Origin of the sequence: Pseudomonas sp. PDM19 (assembly GCF_014852215.1) — a bacterium.
Lineage (GTDB): Bacteria > Pseudomonadota > Gammaproteobacteria > Pseudomonadales > Pseudomonadaceae > Pseudomonas.
The window spans coordinates 1,071,266-1,087,548 of the sequence record NZ_JACVBG010000001.1; the positions used below are offsets into that span (position 1 = coordinate 1,071,266).

Annotated in this window: 16 protein-coding genes; 6 read left to right on the plus strand and 10 right to left on the minus strand. The window is 65.6% G+C overall.

The features are described from left to right. Window positions 1–10: 10 nt before the first annotated feature. The 3 genes from paaB to IB273_RS04620 all read right to left on the minus strand — a co-directional run bounded on the left by paaB (window position 11) and on the right by IB273_RS04620 (window position 2,215). On the minus strand, window positions 11–292 hold the full coding sequence (paaB, locus tag IB273_RS04610) for a 1,2-phenylacetyl-CoA epoxidase subunit PaaB (RefSeq protein WP_017520939.1): 282 nt from the start codon (window positions 290–292) through the stop codon (window positions 11–13). Between the two features lie 150 nt (window positions 293–442). After that, window positions 443–1,435, minus strand: a complete 993-nt coding sequence (gene paaA, locus IB273_RS04615) for a 1,2-phenylacetyl-CoA epoxidase subunit PaaA (protein ID WP_081519793.1) — start codon at window positions 1,433–1,435, stop codon at window positions 443–445. 426 nt (window positions 1,436–1,861) lie between these two features. Further along, window positions 1,862–2,215, minus strand: a complete 354-nt coding sequence (locus IB273_RS04620; protein WP_192223371.1) for a DUF1428 domain-containing protein — start codon at window positions 2,213–2,215, stop codon at window positions 1,862–1,864. A 337-nt stretch (window positions 2,216–2,552) separates the two neighbouring features. Between IB273_RS04620 and IB273_RS04625 the strand changes: the two genes are divergently transcribed. Beyond that, window positions 2,553–3,002: an SRPBCC family protein gene (locus IB273_RS04625; protein WP_192223372.1), complete on the plus strand. Its 450-nt coding sequence runs from the start codon at window positions 2,553–2,555 to the stop codon at window positions 3,000–3,002. A 49-nt stretch (window positions 3,003–3,051) separates the two neighbouring features. On the opposite strand, the gene paaK is transcribed toward IB273_RS04625, so the two are convergent. The 6 genes from paaK to paaF form a co-directional block, all read right to left on the minus strand. After that, entirely contained in the window at window positions 3,052–4,371 is a 1,320-nt protein-coding gene (gene paaK, locus IB273_RS04630) for a phenylacetate--CoA ligase PaaK (protein ID WP_192223373.1), read from the minus strand. A gap of 173 nt (window positions 4,372–4,544) precedes the next feature. Continuing rightward, window positions 4,545–5,750 carry a 3-oxoadipyl-CoA thiolase gene (gene pcaF / locus IB273_RS04635; protein WP_192223807.1) on the minus strand — a complete coding sequence of 402 codons (1,206 nt, stop codon included), beginning with the start codon at window positions 5,748–5,750 and terminating at the stop codon, window positions 4,545–4,547. A gap of 5 nt (window positions 5,751–5,755) precedes the next feature. Further along, entirely contained in the window at window positions 5,756–6,196 is a 441-nt protein-coding gene (gene paaI, locus IB273_RS04640) for a hydroxyphenylacetyl-CoA thioesterase PaaI (RefSeq protein WP_225610075.1), read from the minus strand. Next, window positions 6,189–7,706, minus strand: a complete 1,518-nt coding sequence (gene paaH / locus IB273_RS04645) for a 3-hydroxyacyl-CoA dehydrogenase PaaH (protein ID WP_192223374.1) — start codon at window positions 7,704–7,706, stop codon at window positions 6,189–6,191. The genes paaI and paaH overlap by 8 nt, the downstream gene beginning before the upstream one ends. 3 nt (window positions 7,707–7,709) lie before the next feature. Further along, a complete protein-coding gene (paaG, locus tag IB273_RS04650; RefSeq protein ID WP_081519798.1) occupies window positions 7,710–8,501 on the minus strand; it encodes a 2-(1,2-epoxy-1,2-dihydrophenyl)acetyl-CoA isomerase PaaG in 792 nt (263 codons plus the stop codon). A gap of 52 nt (window positions 8,502–8,553) precedes the next feature. Continuing rightward, complete coding sequence (gene paaF / locus IB273_RS04655) at window positions 8,554–9,327, minus strand: 2,3-dehydroadipyl-CoA hydratase PaaF (RefSeq protein WP_151187020.1); 774 nt, start codon at window positions 9,325–9,327, stop codon at window positions 8,554–8,556. A 376-nt stretch (window positions 9,328–9,703) separates the two neighbouring features. Here paaF and paaY point away from each other — a divergent pair, with 376 nt between their 5' ends. The 5 genes from paaY to IB273_RS04680 all read left to right on the plus strand — a co-directional run bounded on the left by paaY (window position 9,704) and on the right by IB273_RS04680 (window position 14,651). Further along, the gene (gene paaY, locus IB273_RS04660) at window positions 9,704–10,321 is read left to right on the plus strand and encodes a phenylacetic acid degradation protein PaaY (RefSeq protein WP_192223375.1); all 618 of its coding nucleotides are present in this window, start codon (window positions 9,704–9,706) and stop codon (window positions 10,319–10,321) included. Window positions 10,322–10,398: 77 nt separating this feature from the next. Next, window positions 10,399–11,322: a phenylacetic acid degradation operon negative regulatory protein PaaX gene (gene paaX / locus IB273_RS04665; RefSeq protein ID WP_192210683.1), complete on the plus strand. Its 924-nt coding sequence runs from the start codon at window positions 10,399–10,401 to the stop codon at window positions 11,320–11,322. A gap of 165 nt (window positions 11,323–11,487) precedes the next feature. Next, window positions 11,488–12,405, plus strand: a complete 918-nt coding sequence (gene feaR / locus IB273_RS04670; RefSeq protein ID WP_081519802.1) for a transcriptional regulator FeaR — start codon at window positions 11,488–11,490, stop codon at window positions 12,403–12,405. A 334-nt stretch (window positions 12,406–12,739) separates the two neighbouring features. After that, window positions 12,740–13,144: a c-type cytochrome gene (locus IB273_RS04675; RefSeq protein ID WP_081519803.1), complete on the plus strand. Its 405-nt coding sequence runs from the start codon at window positions 12,740–12,742 to the stop codon at window positions 13,142–13,144. Between the two features lie 16 nt (window positions 13,145–13,160). Then, complete coding sequence (locus tag IB273_RS04680; RefSeq protein ID WP_192223376.1) at window positions 13,161–14,651, plus strand: aldehyde dehydrogenase family protein; 1,491 nt, start codon at window positions 13,161–13,163, stop codon at window positions 14,649–14,651. A gap of 326 nt (window positions 14,652–14,977) precedes the next feature. Here the strand turns inward: IB273_RS04680 and fahA are convergent, their stop codons facing one another. After that, a complete protein-coding gene (gene fahA / locus IB273_RS04685) occupies window positions 14,978–16,282 on the minus strand; it encodes a fumarylacetoacetase (RefSeq protein WP_081519805.1) in 1,305 nt (434 codons plus the stop codon). Window position 16,283 lies beyond the last annotated feature (1 nt).

Below are 16,283 nucleotides of genomic sequence, written 5' to 3' on the forward strand. Positions count from 1 at the left end.
GCACGCGATCTCACATGTGGCCGACTTCGGGCGGCAGCTCGTAGAAGCTGGCGTGGCGGTACACCTTGTCCTGCGACGGGTCGAACAGCGGGTCCTTCTCGTCGGGGGAGGAGGCAGTGATCAGCGCGGAGGGCACGACCCACAGGCTGACGCCTTCGTTGCGGCGGGTGTAGAGCTCGCGGGCGTTCTCGATGGCCATGGCGGCGTCGGCGGCGTGGACGCTGCCAACGTGCTTGTGGTTCAGGCCGTGCTTGCTGCGTACAAAAACTTCAAAAAGGGTCCACTCACTCATGGCGTTCTCCTGCTCATCAGGCATGAGCTGCTGCGCGTCGGCATAACGTCGTTGGAAACAGTTCCGGGCTTGCTCATTTACAAACCTAAACTCCGCGCCCGCGCCTGTTTCCGCCTAGTTCTGCTCTAGCTCGCTAGCTCAGAGGCGGAATTAGGCTGCGTCTTTCTTCTGTTGTTGTTTGCGGGCGTAGGCGACCGCGGCTTCGCGGACCCAGGCGCCGTCTTCGATGGCCTTGCGGCGGGTGGCGACGCGCTCGGTGTTGCACGGGCCGTTGCCCTTGAGCACTTCGTAGAATTCTTCCCACTGGATGTCGCCGAAGTCGTAGTGGCCGCGCTCCTCGTTCCATTTCAGGTCCGGGTCCGGGGCAGTGCAGCCGAGCAGTTCCAGCTGCGGCACGGTCTGGTCGACGAAGCGCTGGCGCAGCTCGTCGTTGCTCTGCCGCTTGATCTTCCAGGCCATGGACTGGGCGCTGTTGGGGGAGTCGGCGTCGCTCGGGCCGAACATCATCAGGGCCGGCCACCAGAGGCGGTTTATGGCGTCCTGGACCATGTCCTTCTGCGCCTGGTTGCCGTGGCGCATCATGGTCAGGAGGATTTCGTAGCCCTGGCGCTGGTGGAAGCTCTCTTCCTTGCAGATGCGGATCATGGCGCGCGAGTAGGGGCCGTAGGAGGTGCGCTGCAGCACCACCTGGTTGACGATGGCGGCGCCGTCCACCAGCCAGCCCACTGCGCCCATGTCGGCCCAGTTCAGCGTCGGGTAGTTGAAGATGCTGGAGTACTTCGCCTTGCCGCTGTGAAGCTTGGCGATCTCGGTATCACGGTCGGCGCCCAGGGTTTCCATGGCGCTGTAGAGGTAGAGGCCGTGGCCGGCTTCGTCCTGGATCTTCGCCATCAGTTGCAGCTTGCGCTTCAAGGTTGGCGCGCGGGTCACCCAGTTGCCCTCGGGCAGCATGCCGACGATCTCGGAGTGGGCGTGCTGGGAAATCTGTCGGATCAGCGTCTGGCGGTAGGCGTCGGGCATCCAGTTCTTCGCCTCGATCTTTACCTCGGCATCGATCTTTTCCTGGAAGGCGCGTTCCTCGGGGGACATCTCCTCCAGCGCCTTGATGCGCTTCACGCCGGTCTCAACCAGTTGTGCGTACATGCTGTGTCTCCAGCCTTTTGTCTTGTTCGTAGGGTGGCCTTGGCCATGGCTGTATTTTTAAATGATACAGAAATGAATGTCTAACACTAAATGATGTGTCGTAATTTGTTTGAGTATCGCTTTGGCCGGTTCTGAGGGGTTTCTGCAGGCGTGAAAAGACGCATCTACCAGGGTTAAATCTGATAAATGTGATGATTGTGCGGGTAATATTCGGGAGATTGCGGTGTTCCATCGCGGTGCGAGGATACGCCGGTGATGGGGTTTTAAGGCGACGAAATGATACGTAAATTGTGTTTATTGCGTGAATAAGTGCGGTGTTAGGGTGGGGATATAGGGGCTGCGTTACGGTCTGGCGCCGGCCTTGCCGGCGGATCGCGGGCGTGCCCGCTCCTACAGGGGGCGTCTGCAGGAGCGGGGCGCGGCGGGTCAGGCCTGGACGATGACGTCGAAGCCGCCGAAGATCATGCGCTGGCCGTCGAAGGGCATCTCGCTGAATTCGGTCTTCATGCGCGGGTCTTCCATGAACTTCTTCATGCCCGTGTCACGCACCTCCTTGCTCGGCCAGGTGATCCAGGAGAACACCACGGTTTCGTCTTCCTTGAGCTTCACCGCCATGGGGAAGGAGGTCACTTTGCCTTCGGGAACGTCGTTGCCCCAGCACTCCACGACGCCCAGCGCGCCGTACTCCTTGAACATTGCAGCGGCCTTGCGCGCCACCTCTATGTAACGCCCTTTGCTGGCGGTGGGCACCGGTACGAGGAAGCCATCGACATAGTTCATCGTTCATCTCCTGCGGGTGGGCGGACGGCCGGATACCGCCTGCCTCTGAGGGATAGTCGAAAGGTCAGCGTCAGGATCGACATTGCGTAGAGGAGAGCGACAGATGGTCATCTGCGGAATCGGTCAAGTGACCCGGTCAATCCCTTTGGATTGCGTTGTTGCGCTGAGGTCTCTGTCCGAGCTTGCTGCCAGGCTCATCTGAAGACTGCTTCTTTGATTGCTTCGTCTAGGTGTGGAACAAAGAATTGGCCGGTGCTTGCCCGCAATTCGGCCGATAGAGCTAACACTTGCGGTTGATGCCGGGCGGGTGAGGTCTAGCGACTCAGGAGCAGTAACGATGCAGAGCAACAACGAAGTAGTGATCAAGGGGCGCGTGGAACAGGTGTTTGACCTAGTGACGCAGGTGCGTTTCTGGCCGCGCTGGCATCTGGCGACCCGCGCGGTGTCGGGCGTCACGGAGAGGCCGTTCCAGCCTGGTGACGTTTTCTATGAGTTTGTGCGTACCAGCGACGGGGCGCGGGAGATCGAATGGCAGGTGGCGGACTATGAACGTCCATGCAGAGCGAGCATCCAGCTCAAGGGGTCCTCGCTGAAGATCACCTATACCTTTGAGGCGCACGAGGGTGGCACCTTGTTCCGTCGCACTCTGGAGCGAGGGGCGGACGTCGGGATAAGCCTGGGCAGTGGCGACAGCGCTGCGCAAGATGTCGAAAGGCGTTCGGTACAGAACCTGGTGGGTCTGGTGGAGCGTCTGGTGGAGTGCGAGGCCGTGGGGCCGCGTTTCTGATTGCAAGCAAGAACAGGCCCTGAATGCCGGGGCCTGTTCCTTTCAGTTCTCAGATTTTCGGCCGGTTGTCGTACACGTGGCAGGCCTTGCCTTCCGAGCGCTTCAGGCTGTGGGAAGGCTGCACCAGTACGCGGGCGCTGACGCCGATGTGGGTCTTGATCTGCTTGCCCAGCTCGCTGCCGATGGCTTTCTGCTCGTCTGCCGACAGGCCCTGCAGGTCGTGGCGCAACTCGACGTGGATATCGATGCAGTCGAGGTTGCCGTTGCGGTGCAGGTGGATCTCGTAGCACTCGGCGAGCTGCTTGATCTTCAGCACCTGCTCCTCGACCTGGGTCGGGAAGACGTTGACGCCACGGATGATCAGCATGTCGTCGCTGCGCCCGGTGATCTTGTCGATGCGTCGCATCGGCCGCGCGGTGCCCGGCAGCAGGCGGGTCAGGTCGCGGGTGCGATAGCGGATCATCGGCAGCGCTTCCTTGGACAGCGAGGTGAACACCAGCTCGCCGTATTCGCCGTCGGGCAGCACGGCGCCGGTCGCCGGGTCGATGATCTCGGGGTAGAAGTGGTCTTCCCAGACGGTCGGGCCGTCCTTGGTCTCGGCGCACTCCATGGCCACGCCCGGGCCCATGATTTCCGAGAGGCCGTAGATGTCCAGGGCGGTGATGCCCATGCGTTCCTCGACGGCGCGGCGCAGTTCGGCGGTCCAGGGTTCGGCACCGAAGATGCCCAGGCGCAGCTTGAGGCTGTGCGGGTCGACGCCCTGGCGCTCGATCTCGTCGGCGATATTGAGCATGTAGGACGGGGTGACCATGATGATGTCCGGCTGGAAGTCGCGGATCAGCTGGACCTGCTTCTCGGTCTGGCCGCCGGACATCGGGATCACGGTGCAGCCCAGGCGTTCGGCGCCGTAGTGCGCGCCCAGGCCGCCGGTGAACAGGCCGTAGCCGTAGGACACATGCACCTTGTCCCCCTTGCGGCCGCCGGCAGCGCGGATGGAGCGGGCGACCACGTTGGCCCAGGTGTCGATGTCGTTCTGCGTGTAGCCGACCACGGTGGGTTTGCCGGTGGTGCCGCTGGAGGCGTGCAGGCGCACGATCTCGTTCTGCGGCACGGCGAACATGCCGTAGGGGTAGTTGTCGCGCAGGTCGTTCTTGCCGGTGAAGGGGAACCTGGCGAGATCGTCGAGGGAGGTCAGATCGTCCGGGTGTACACCGGCTTCGGCGAAGCGCTTCTGGTACAGCGGGACGTTGTCGTGGGCATGCTTGAGGCTCCAGCGCAGGCGCTCTAGCTGGTGCTGGCGCAGCTCGTCGACACTGGCGGTTTCCATCGGGTCAAGCAGGGCACGTTCGGCATCATGGTACATGTTCATGGGTTCACTCGATTTGTTCTTGTACGCCAGCCCCGGTGGGGCTGCGAGTGTCATGGGAGCAGCATAGCGCCCCCGTTCGCGGAAGGATTCGAACCCCTGCCAGAGGCTTTGCTCTGCCTGCCAGTCGCTGCACGGAGGCGACTGACGGTGCGGGGTTCGATCCTGCCGATGGATCAGATTCGTTCGATGATCAGGGCGATGCCCTGGCCGACGCCGATGCACATGGTGCACAGCGCGTAGCGGCCACCACGTTCCTCCAGCTCATGCAGGGCGGTGGTGACCAGGCGCGCGCCGCTCATGCCCAGCGGATGGCCGAGGGCGATGGCGCCGCCGTTGGGGTTCACCCGTGCGTCGTCGTCCGCCAGGCCCAGCTCGCGCAGCACGGCGAGGCCCTGGGCGGCGAAGGCTTCGTTCAGCTCGATCACGTCCATGTCGTTCAGCGACAGGCCGGCCAGTTCCAGCACCTTGCGGGTCGCTGGCACCGGGCCGATGCCCATGATCCGCGGCTCGACACCGGCGGTGGCCATGGCCACCACGCGGGCGCGGGCCTTCAGGCCGTGGCGTGCGGCGGCGGCCGGGGTTGCCATCAGCAGGGCGCAGGCGCCGTCGTTGACGCCCGAGGCGTTGCCAGCGGTGACGCTGCCGTTTTCGCGGAATGGCGTGCCGAGCTTGGCCAACTGCTCCAGGGTGGTGTCGCCGCGCGGATGTTCATCCTGCTCGACTACCTTGGCCGGGCCTTTGCGCTGCGGGATTTCCACCGGGACGATTTCCTTCGCCAGGCGACCGTTGACCTGGGCGGCGGCGGCCTTGTGCTGGCTGCGCAGGGCGAAGGCATCCTGGTCGGCGCGGCTGATGTTGAACTGCTCGGCGACGTTCTCTGCCGTTTCCGGCATGGAGTCGATGCCGAATTGCTGCTTCATCAATTTGTTGACGAAGCGCCAGCCGATGGTGGTGTCGAAGATTTCCGCGCTGCGGCCGAAGGCCTGCTCGGACTTGCCCATCACGAAGGGGGCGCGGGACATGGATTCCACGCCGCCGGCCAGCATCAGGCCGGCTTCATTGCAGCGCAGGGCGCGCGCGGCGCTGCCCACCGCATCCAGCCCCGAGCCGCACAGGCGGTTCAGCGTGGTGCCGGGCACGCTCACCGGCAGGCCGGCCAGTAGAGAGGCCATGTGGGCGACGTTGCGGTTGTCTTCGCCGGCCTGGTTGGCGCAGCCGAAGATCACGTCGTCGATGGCGCTCCAGTCCAGCTCCGGGTGGCGCTGCATCAGGGCCTTCATCGGGATCGCCGCGAGGTCGTCGGCGCGCACGCCGGACAGGGCGCCGGCGTAGCGTCCGATGGGCGTGCGCACGGCGTCGATGATCAGGGCGTCGGTCATATCGCTCATTCGGAGGTCTCCTGCGCCAGCACGGCGCCGCGCACTTTGTAGGATTTGCCGTGGAACAGGGCGATCAGCTGGCCCTGGGAATTCTCGATGCGCACGTCATAGTTGCCGGTGCGGCCGCTACGGCTCTGCTCGAAGGCGCGGGCGATCAGCTCGTCGCCTTCGCGGGCCGGCGCCACGTAATCGATGCTGCAGCCGATGGCGACGGTGGCGTCGTTGTAGCTGTTGCAGGCGAAGGCGAAGGCCGAGTCGGCGAGGGCGAACAGGTAGCCGCCGTGGCAGGTGCCGTGGCCCTGGATCATGTCCTCGCGCACCCGCATCGACAGCTTCGCGCTGCCCGGGCCGGCATCCAGCAGCTGGATGCCCATGCGGCGTGTGGCCTGGTCGCGCTCGTACATGGCCTCGGCGCAGTCGCGGGCCAGTTGGGTGGCGTCAGTCATGGAAATTCCTTCCTTCGGCATGCAGGCGGCGTAGCAGCAGGGACGGGCGATAGCGGTCCTCGCCGTAGGCGGCCTGCAGGTTGTTCAGCACGCGCAGCACGTTGCCAATGCCGATCTGCCCGGCCCAGGCCAGCGGGCCCTGTGGGTAGTTCACCCCGGCACGCATGGCGAGATCGATGTCGCCAGCGCTGCCCACGCCTTGCAGCACCGCATCGGCGCCTTCGTTGGCGAGCATGGCGACGGTGCGCAGCACGGCGAGGCCGGGCGTGTCGCTCAGGCGGCTGGCGGCGATGCCGGCCTTGGCGAGCAGGGCGACGACCTGATCCAGCGCTGCGGGCGTGGTGTCCGTCGAGGCGGAAAGGCCCAGGCGCGAAGCCTTGCTGTAGTCCAGGGCGAGGTCGATCAGTACCAGGTTGCGCAGGCCGTCTTCCCTGGCGCGCTGGCTGGCGAGGCGGCCGTCGGACAGGGCGATCACCGCGTCACCGACCCGAAGCAGGCCGCTACCGGCGCGTTGGGTGATCTCGATACCGGCGTCGTTCAGGCGCTGCACCAGCGGTTGGGCGACGCCCAGATCACCTTCCAGTGCACAAGCGGTGACGCTGGCGTAGCTGCTCAGGCTCGTCGGCTGCGTGCGCTCGGCGCCTTCGGCGTAGTCGTAGAAGCCCCGGCCGCTCTTGCGGCCGAGGCGGCCAGCGTCCACCAGTTCCTTCTGGATCAGCGAGGGCTGGAAGCGGAAATCACCGTAGTAGGCGGCGAACACCGAGCAGGTGACGGCGTAGTTGACGTCATGGCCGATCAGGTCGGTCAGCTCGAAGGCGCCCATGCGGAAGCCGCCGGCGTCACGCATCAGCGCATCCAGCGTGGCGCAGTCGGCGGCGCCCTCCTGCAGCAGGCGCAGGCTTTCGGCATAGAAGGGGCGCGCCACGCGATTGACGATGAAGCCCGGTGTGGATTTGGTGTGGACCGGCTTCTTGCCCCAGGCCAGCGAGGTGGCATACAGGCTGTCGGCCAGCGTCGGGTCGGTGGCGAGGCCGGAGACGACTTCCACCAGCGCCATCAGCGGCGCCGGGTTGAAGAAGTGCATGCCGACGACCTGCTGCGGGCGCTTGAGGCCGGCGGCAAGACTGGTGATGGACAGCGACGAGGTGTTGCTGGCGAGGATGCAGTCTTCGGCGCACAGCGCTTCGAGCTGCTGGAACAGGCCGCGCTTGACCTCCAGGTTCTCGACGATGGCCTCGATCACCAGCTTCGAGTCGGCCAGCGCCTCGATGGCTTCCGCCGGTTGCAGGCGGGCGACGATGGCGGCGCGTTCCTCGGCGGTCACTTTGCCTTTCTCCACCAGGCGGCCGAGCTGGCGGTCGATGCCGTCGATGGCCTGGGCGGCGGCGCCTGGGCGGTTGTCGTAGAGCTTCACCGGGTGGCCGGCCTGCGCGGCGACCTGGGCGATGCCCGCGCCCATGGCGCCGGCACCGATCACTGCGACTTTTGCGTCTTTCGAAAGTGCGCTCATCGATCAGCGACCCTTGAAGCTGGGGGTGCGTTTTTCCATGAAGGCGGAAACGCCCTCGCGGTAGTCTTCGCTGCGGCCGGCCAGGCGCTGCAGGTCGCGCTCCAGTTCCAGTTGCTCGTCGAAACTGTTGTTCAGGCTGGCGTTGAGGCTGCGCTTGATCAGCGCCAGGCCGTAGGTCGGCTGGGTCGCCAGGTGGCGCGCGAGCTTGAGGGCTTCCTCGCGCAGGCTGGCGTCATCCACCACCTGGTAGATCAGGCCCCATTGCTCGGCCTGCTCGGCGGAGAGGCGATTGCCCAGCAGCGCGAGCGCCTTCGCGCGGGCCATGCCGACCAGGCGCGGCAACGTCCAGGTGCCGCCGGAATCGGGAATCAGGCCGATCTTGCAGAAGGCCTGGATGAAGCTGGCCGAGCGCGCCGCCAGCACCAGGTCGCAGGCCAGCGGGATGTTCGCGCCGGCACCGGCGGCCACGCCGTTGACCGCGCAGATCACTGGCAGCGGCAGGTCGCGCAGGGTGCGGATCAGCGGGTTGTAGAATTGTTCGATGGACTGGCCGAGGTCCGGCACTTCCGCGCCGGGAGCGACGTTGCGGTCGGACAGGTCCTGCCCTGCGCAGAAGCCGCGGCCTTCGCCGGTCAGCAGCAGGACGCGGGCTTCCGGGTTCTGCCGGACCTGCTTGAGCGCCTCACGCACTTCGCCATGCATGGCGGCGTTGAAGCTGTTGAGTTGCTCCGGGCGGTTCAGGCTGAGGAGGGCGACGCCGTCCTCGATGGAAAACAGGATGTGCTCGAAGTTCATGGGCGGAATCGCTCCAGCAATGGGCAGGCTATGGCCGGTAAAAGGGGGAGATTCAGCAGCCCTGGTAGGTGGGCTTGCGTTTTTCCTGGAAGGCGCGGATGCCCTCGGCCCGGTCGGCGGTGCCGGCCAGCAGGGTGAAGGCGTGGCGTTCGAAGCGCAGGCCGCTGGCGAGGTCCGTGTCCTGCGCCTTGAGCAGCGCTTCCTTGGCCAGGCGCACGGCCAGCGGAGCCTTGGCGGCGATGCTGCGGGCGATCTGCAGGGCGCGCTCGACGGTGAATTCGGGTTGGGTGACTTCGCTGACCAGGCCGGCACGCTGGGCGTGGCGGGCGTCGATGGCTTCACCGGTGAGCACCATCTGCATCGCCAGAGGCTTGCCCACGGCGCGCAGCAGACGTTGGGTGCCGCCGGCGCCGGGCATGATGCCGAGGTTGATTTCCGGCTGGCCGAAGCGCGCGTCTTCGCCGGCCACGAGGATGTCGGCGTGCATCGCCAGTTCGCAGCCGCCGCCCAGGGCGAAGCCGTTGACGGCGGCGATCAGCGGTTTGGAGAAGGCGGCGATGCGCTGCCAGTAGCCGACGCGCGGGTCATTGAGGATGCCGACCAGGTCGCGCTCGGCCATTTCCTTGATATCGGCGCCGGCGGCAAAGGCCTTGCGGCTGCCGGTCAGGACTACGGCGCGGGTTTCGCTGTCCTGCTCGGCGGCGTCGAGTTCGGCGGCCAGTTCGCCGAGCAGTTCGGTGTTCAGGGCATTGAGCGCTTCGGGGCGCTGCAGGGTGATCAGGCGAACGCCCGCTTCAGGCATCTGAACGTCAAGGGTGCGAGGCATGACATCGTCCTCAGGCTGCACGCACGGCTTCGTGGCCGGCTGTATTGGAATTATGGGAGGCAGGCGTTGCCCGTCTCCGGCCTTTCCGCAGTATAGGCCTAAAGCGATACGGAAAAACAACTACAAAAGTTGAATCGCGTGTCTAAAGTATTTCTGTCGATGCCACCGGATAGGTAGTTGAAGAGGCTGAAAACGCTCTTCAGTGCAGCGGAATTGCTGGTTTTGTGGGCCTTTTTGCCGTCCTTGCGATATCAATGGGAAGTGATACGTCAGATTTAGATTGGAGGTGCTTGCGTTGATGTGATACAAGATTTTCAAAAGAACAGATCGCTTTGTGCGGTGATGCCGAACGCTGGCAGCGCCGCAGGAGAACCCGATGCCCTGCTACAGCCTCGAAGGCGTGCGCCCGGTCGTTCATCCGACCGCTTATGTCCATCCCACCGCCGTGCTGATCGGCGACGTCATCGTCGGTCCCGGCTGTTATGTCGGCCCATTGGCGGCGCTGCGCGGCGACTTCGGACGGATCGTCCTCGAAGAAGGCGCGAACCTTCAGGACACCTGCGTCATGCACGGGTTCCCGGACAGCGACACCGTCGTTGAGCGCAACGGCCACATCGGTCATGGCGCGGTGTTGCACGGCTGCCGTATCGGCGAGGATGCCCTGGTGGGGATGAATGCCGTGGTGATGGATTACGCGCAGATCGGTGCACGCTCCATCGTTTCAGCCGCCGCCTTCGTCAAGGCCAAGTTCGATTGCCCGCCGCAAAGCCTGGTGATGGGCGCGCCGGCCAGCGTCAAGCGCAGCCTGAGCGACGAAGAGATCGCCTGGAAGCGCCGCGGCACCGAGGAATACCAGGCGCTGGCCAGGCGCTGCATCGAAAACCTGGTGGAATGCCAGCCGCTGGCGGAAATAGAAGAAGCGCGTCCGCGCCTGGGTGATTCCGGTTTCCGGCCCAAGGCCGAGGCAGGGGCAGGGGCAGGGAAGGGCGCATGAGTACTGGGGTTCGCTCCAATGGCCAGGCGGTGCGACGGGCAGGTATAGTCGCCGCTCCTTTGACTGCGCAACGTGCCATGACCGCTCTAGCACCGCTGAATCAGCTGATCAATCGCTTCCAGGAGCAGACGCCGATCCGCGCCAGCTCGCTGATCATCACCCTCTATGGCGATGCCATCGAACCCCATGGCGGCACCGTCTGGCTGGGCAGCCTGATCAATCTGCTGGAGCCGTTCGGCATCAACGAGCGGCTGATCCGCACCTCGATCTTCCGCCTGACCAAGGAAGACTGGCTGACCGCCGAGAAGGTCGGCCGGCGCAGCTACTACAGCCTGACCGGCACCGGCCGGCGGCGCTTCGAGAAGGCCTTCAAGCGCGTCTACAGCTCCAGCCTGCCGGCCTGGGACGGTTCCTGGACCCTGGTGATGCTCTCGCAGATCGCCGCCGACAAGCGCAAGCAGGTCCGCGAGGAGCTGGAATGGCAAGGCTTCGGCGCGCTCTCGCCGACCGTCATGGCCTGTCCGCGGGCCGACCGCAGCGACGTCATGGCGACCCTGCAGGACCTCGACGTGGCCGATGACTGCATCGTCTTCGAGACCCGTGCCCAGGACGTGCTGGCGTCCCGCGCCATGCGCATGCAGGTGCGCGAGAGCTGGAAGATCGACGAACTCGGTGAGCACTACAGCGAATTCATCCAGCTGTTCCGCCCGCTCTGGCAAGCGCTGCGCGAGCAGGACCAGCTGCGCCCGGAAGACTGCTTCCTGGCACGCACCCTGTTGATCCACGAATACCGCCGGCTGCTCCTGCGTGACCCACAACTGCCCGACGAACTGCTGCCGGGGGATTGGGAAGGGCGCGCGGCGCGGCAGCTGTGCCGCAATATCTACCGACTGATCCACGCCAAGGCCGAGGACTGGCTGAACCGCAACCTGGAGACCGCCGACGGTCCGCTACCGGACGTCGGCGAGAGCTTCTACAAGCGCTTCGGCGGATTGAACTGACAGGAGTTGGCGTGAAAAATGCCTCTCGCTTTGCAACGCTTCGGTTGCCGGGCGGGGACAGCGCGGTGCGACCTTCCTTATAGAAGGCGGCCGCGAACGATGACGACAGGCCCTGGAGGCCGTCGCTGAATAACAACAAACAATGCGTGTGAGGCTTTGCAGGTCATGAATTCTTCATCGACATTGAGGGATGACGCTTTCGAGGCGTGGCTGGGACAGGTCAACCGGGCGTGCGGTCGTTTCGATGCGCGCACCCTCGGCCCCCAGTTCCATGGACGGTTGCGCGAATACCAGGGCGGTGCGATCAAGCTTTCCGTGGTCGACATGGCCCAGGTGCACCTGTACCGGACCAGCAAGGAAGTCGGCACCAGCGCCGGCGGGCACTATTACGCGGTGTTCCAGCTCGAAGGGCGCTCGCGCCTGGAGCAGGGCGACAACCGCGTGGAACTGTCGCGCGGCGACATCAGCCTGATCGACGCCAGCCGGCCCAGCGACATGACCTACCTGGAGGAATCCCGGCAGCTCTCGCTGATCCTGCCGCGCCAGGTGATCGAGCGTGGCCTGCGCATGTCCGAAGTGACCTGCGCGTCGAAGATCCCGGCCAGCTCGCCGATCGCCGTGCTCGCCAACCGCCTGATCGTCGAGACCAGCCAGCAGGAAAGCCTCGGCATGCTGGAAAGCGAGGCGACTTTGGACGCCCTGGTGACGCTGCTGCGCCCTGCGCTGGCCAGCCAGGACGCCGAGCAGGACAACCACGAACGCATGTTCCGCAAGGCCACGGCCTTCATCGACCAGCACATCGGCGCCGAAGAGCTCTGCCCCGAGCTGATCGCCCGTGAAGTGGGTATCTCGGTGCGCGGCCTGTACCGCATGTTCGCCAAGAAGGGCCTGGTGGTGGCGCAGTACATCAAGAACCGCCGCCTGGACTTCTGCGCCGAGACTCTGCGCAACGCCCAGTTCGAGCAGAAGCTGTCGGCGCTCGGTTACGCCTGGGGCTTCTCCGATTCGAGCTACTTCTCCACGGCCTTCAAGGGCCGCTTCGGGGTGTCGCCGGGCGAGTACCGCAAGCGTTACGCGAATTGACTCGGGTGGTGGACGGCGATACCCGGCGGCCTTGTGCCGCCTATTGATGGGTATCGCTGCGCTCCACGCCATCCTACGTAAACGCCCGCTTGCACCACCGTCCCCCGACTGCCCCTTGTAGGATGGGTGGAGCGCAGCGATACCCATGCTGCCTGCCGCCGGCTCATACGCTAGCCGGTTTCGCCCCATGACCCTCGTCACCTGAGCGCCACCTTGGCACTCCCGCCAACACGTCTGGCACAGAGGAAAAGACCCTCCCCGACGCCGCTGGCAACAATCACCTTCGATGACGCGCGCCATCCGGCCGCAAGCTGTACTCGAAGGTGATTTCCCGATGTCCCGCAACAAGCTCCGATTCCGCGCCCTCGGCCTGCTGCTGGCCGGCGCGCTGCTGCAACCGGTCCTGGCGTTCGCCGGTGACTGCCCGGCCAGCGACGCCCAGCAGGGCGAAACCGTCTTCGCCCGCGACTGCTCGATCTGCCACACCGCCAAGGCCGACGGCCCCGGCATGATGGGTCCCAACCTGCATGGCGTGGTCGGCCGCATGGCCGGTTCGCTCGCCGGCTTCAGCTATTCCCAGGCGATGAAAGGCAAGGGTGCGGCCTGGTCGCGCGACAACCTCGATGCCTTCGTCAGCCAGCCCCAGGCCGCCGTGCCCGGAACCTACATGCCCTTCGCAGGCCTGGCCGACGCGGCCGAGCGGCGGGCGCTCACCTGCTGGCTGAGCCAGCAGCACTGATCAATCAGGAGAGACCATGAACGTCACACAGACCCTGCCTCAGGTCACTGCCTTCCTGGCACGCAAGCATGGCTGCTTCATCGACGGCGCCTGGGTGGTGCCCGAGGGCGCCCGCACCGACGTGCTGAACCCGGCCACCGGCGAGGCGATCTCCAGCGTCGCCGACATCGATACCGACCTGCTTGACCGCGCCGTGAAATCCGCCCAGGCGGCCTACAAATCCCGCGTCTGGGCCGACCTGCGCCCGGCCGACCGCGAGCGCATCCTGCTGCGCTTCGCCGACCTGGTGGAAGCCAATGGCGAGGAACTGGCCCAGCTGGAAACCCTCAGCCAGGGCAAGTCGATCAACATCTCGCGCATGCTGGATGTCGGCGCCACCGTCGAATTCATGCGCTACATGGCCGGCTGGGCGACCAAGATCGAAGGGCAGTCGCTGAACGTCTCCATCCCGCTGCCGCCCGGCGCCAAGTTCACCGCCTACACCCGCCGCGAGCCGCTGGGCGTGGTCGCCGGCATCGTGCCGTGGAACTTCCCGCTGATGATCGCCGTGTGGAAGCTGATCCCGGCGCTGGCCACCGGCAACAGCGTGGTGATCAAGCCCGCCTCGGAAACCCCGCTGACCGCTCTGCGCCTGGCCGAACTGGCCTTCCAGGCCGGTGTGCCGGCTGGCGTGTTCAACCTGGTGACCGGCGACGGCCCGCGCATCGGTGGCGGCCTGGCCAGCCACAAGCTGGTCAACAAGGTCTCCTTCACCGGTTCCACCGCAGTGGGTCGCAGCGTCGGCCTGGCCGCCGTGCAGAACATGACCCGCTTCGCCCTGGAACTGGGCGGCAAGAACCCGATGATCGTCCTCGCCGACGCCAACATTGACAACGCCGTGCAAGGCGCGCTGCTGGGCGGCCTGCTGAACAACGGCCAGGTCTGCGCCGCGGCGTCGCGTTTCTACGTGCACCGCTCGCGTTACGACGAGTTCGTCGAGAAGCTGGCCGCCGCGGTCGCCGGCATGAGCCTGGGCGAGGGCATGGACCCGACTGCGCAGATCAACCCGCTGGTTTCTGCCAAGCAGCAGCGCAGCGTACTCGACCACATCGCCCGTGCCGGCGAGCAGGGCGCGCGCATCGTCTGTGGTGGCGAGCAGGTTGGTGGAAGTGGTTTCTACGTGCAGCCCACCGTGCTGGCCGACGTGACCATGCAGATGGCCGTGGCCCGCGACGAAGTGTTCGGCCCGGTGCTGGCGGTCCTGCCGTTCGACGAGGACGAACAGGCCATCGCGATGGCCAACGACAGCGAATACGGCCTGGGCGCGAGCCTGTGGACCAACGACCTTTCGAAGGCGATGAACATGGTCCCGCGCATCGAGTCCGGCACTGTGTGGGTCAACGCCCACGTGCTGCTCGACCCGAGCATGCCCTTCGGCGGCGTCAAGCAGTCGGGCATGGGCCGCGAGTTCGGCCGCGCCGTGGTCGAGGCCTATACCGAGATCAAGTCGGTGTGCATCGCGCACTGATTGATAGTGAGAGCAACACCCTCGTTTAGCAGCGGGCCTTCGGGCCCGTTTTTTTTGTGCAGGATTTGGAGGGGGAAACCTGTAGGAGCGACCTTGCTCGCGAACCGCCCAGCCACAGCGGAGAGCGGCGTGTTGATCGGTAGGATGGGTGGAACGCAGCAATACCCATGCTGATGGCGCAGGGCATTGATGGGTATCGCTGCGCTCCACGCCATCCTACTCGGAGTGGCATGGAGGGTAGGGCGCATAACCTGGAACAGGTTATCCGCCAGCTGCGCGGCGGATAACGCTGGGGCGTTATGCGCCCTACGGAGTGAGCGACGGCCTTAGTGGGCCGGCAGGATCCGCCCACGGCATTCGCCGAAGCCGATGGAGGCATGGCCCTCGCGGCGGCAGCGGGCGCGCAGGATGATCTCGTCGCCGTCCTCGAGGAAACGCCGTTCCTCACCGTTGGCCAGCATTACCGGCTGCTTTCCACCAAAGGTCATTTCCAGCAGGCTGCCGAAGCTGTCCGGGGTTTCCCCGGAGAGGGTGCCGGAGCCGAACAGGTCGCCGGCCTGCAGACGGCAGCCGTTGACGCTGTGGTGCGCCACCATCTGCGCGACGGTCCAGTACATGTTCAGCGTGTTGCTCAGGGCGATGCGCTCCGGGGCCTGGTGTTCGCGGCGCATGCGCGCGGTGTGCAGCAGGACTTCCAGCTCTATATCCAGTGCGCCGCGCTGCTGGTCGCCTTCGTCGTAAAGGTACGGCAGCGGCTGCGGGTCGCCTTCCGGGCGGGCCGGCTGGGCGACGCGGAACGGTTCCAGCGCCTCGGCGGTGACCACCCAGGGCGACACCGTGGTGGCGAAGCTTTTCGACAGGAACGGCCCCAGCGGCTGGTATTCCCAGGCCTGCACGTCACGCGCGGACCAGTCGTTGAGCAGGCAGAAGCCGGCGATGTGGCCGGACGCGGCGTTGATCGGGATGGCCTTGCCCTGGTCATTGCCCTGGCCGATCCAGATGCCCAGTTCCAGTTCCAGGTCCATCCGCGCGCAGGGGCCGAACACCGGCACGTCGAGGCCGGCGGGCAGGGTCTGGCCATTGGGGCGACGCACCTCGGTGCCGGACGGCACGATGGTCGAGGCACGGCCGTGGTAGCCGATGGGCACGTACTTGTAGTTGGGCAGCAGCGGGTTGTCCGGGCGGAACAGCTTGCCGACGTTCTGCGCGTGATGGATGCCGACGTAGAAGTCGGTGTAGTCGCCCACCTTGGCCGGCAGGTGCATGCGGCACGCAGCCTGCGGCTTGAGCAGCGCGGCGCCCAGGTGCTCCATGCGCTTCTGTTCGCCGCTGCCTTCGCTGAGCAGGTGGATCAGAGCGTCGCGCAGGGTGCGGCGCGCCGTGGGGCCTGCGGCGAAGAAGGCGTTCAGGCTGTCGCCGCTGGCCACCAGCGCGGCCTGGTGCGCGGCGCCATGGAACAGGCCGGCCTCGCAGGCGGTCTTCAGGTCGAAGATGTAGTCGCCAATGGCGACGCCGCCACGGGGCGAGTCGCCCGGCGGGCTGAACACGCCCAGCGGTAGGTTCTGCAGGGGGAAGTCCGGGTGGCCGTTGGCCGATTCGATCCAGCTTTGTGCGTTGTGGGCGGCGCTCATG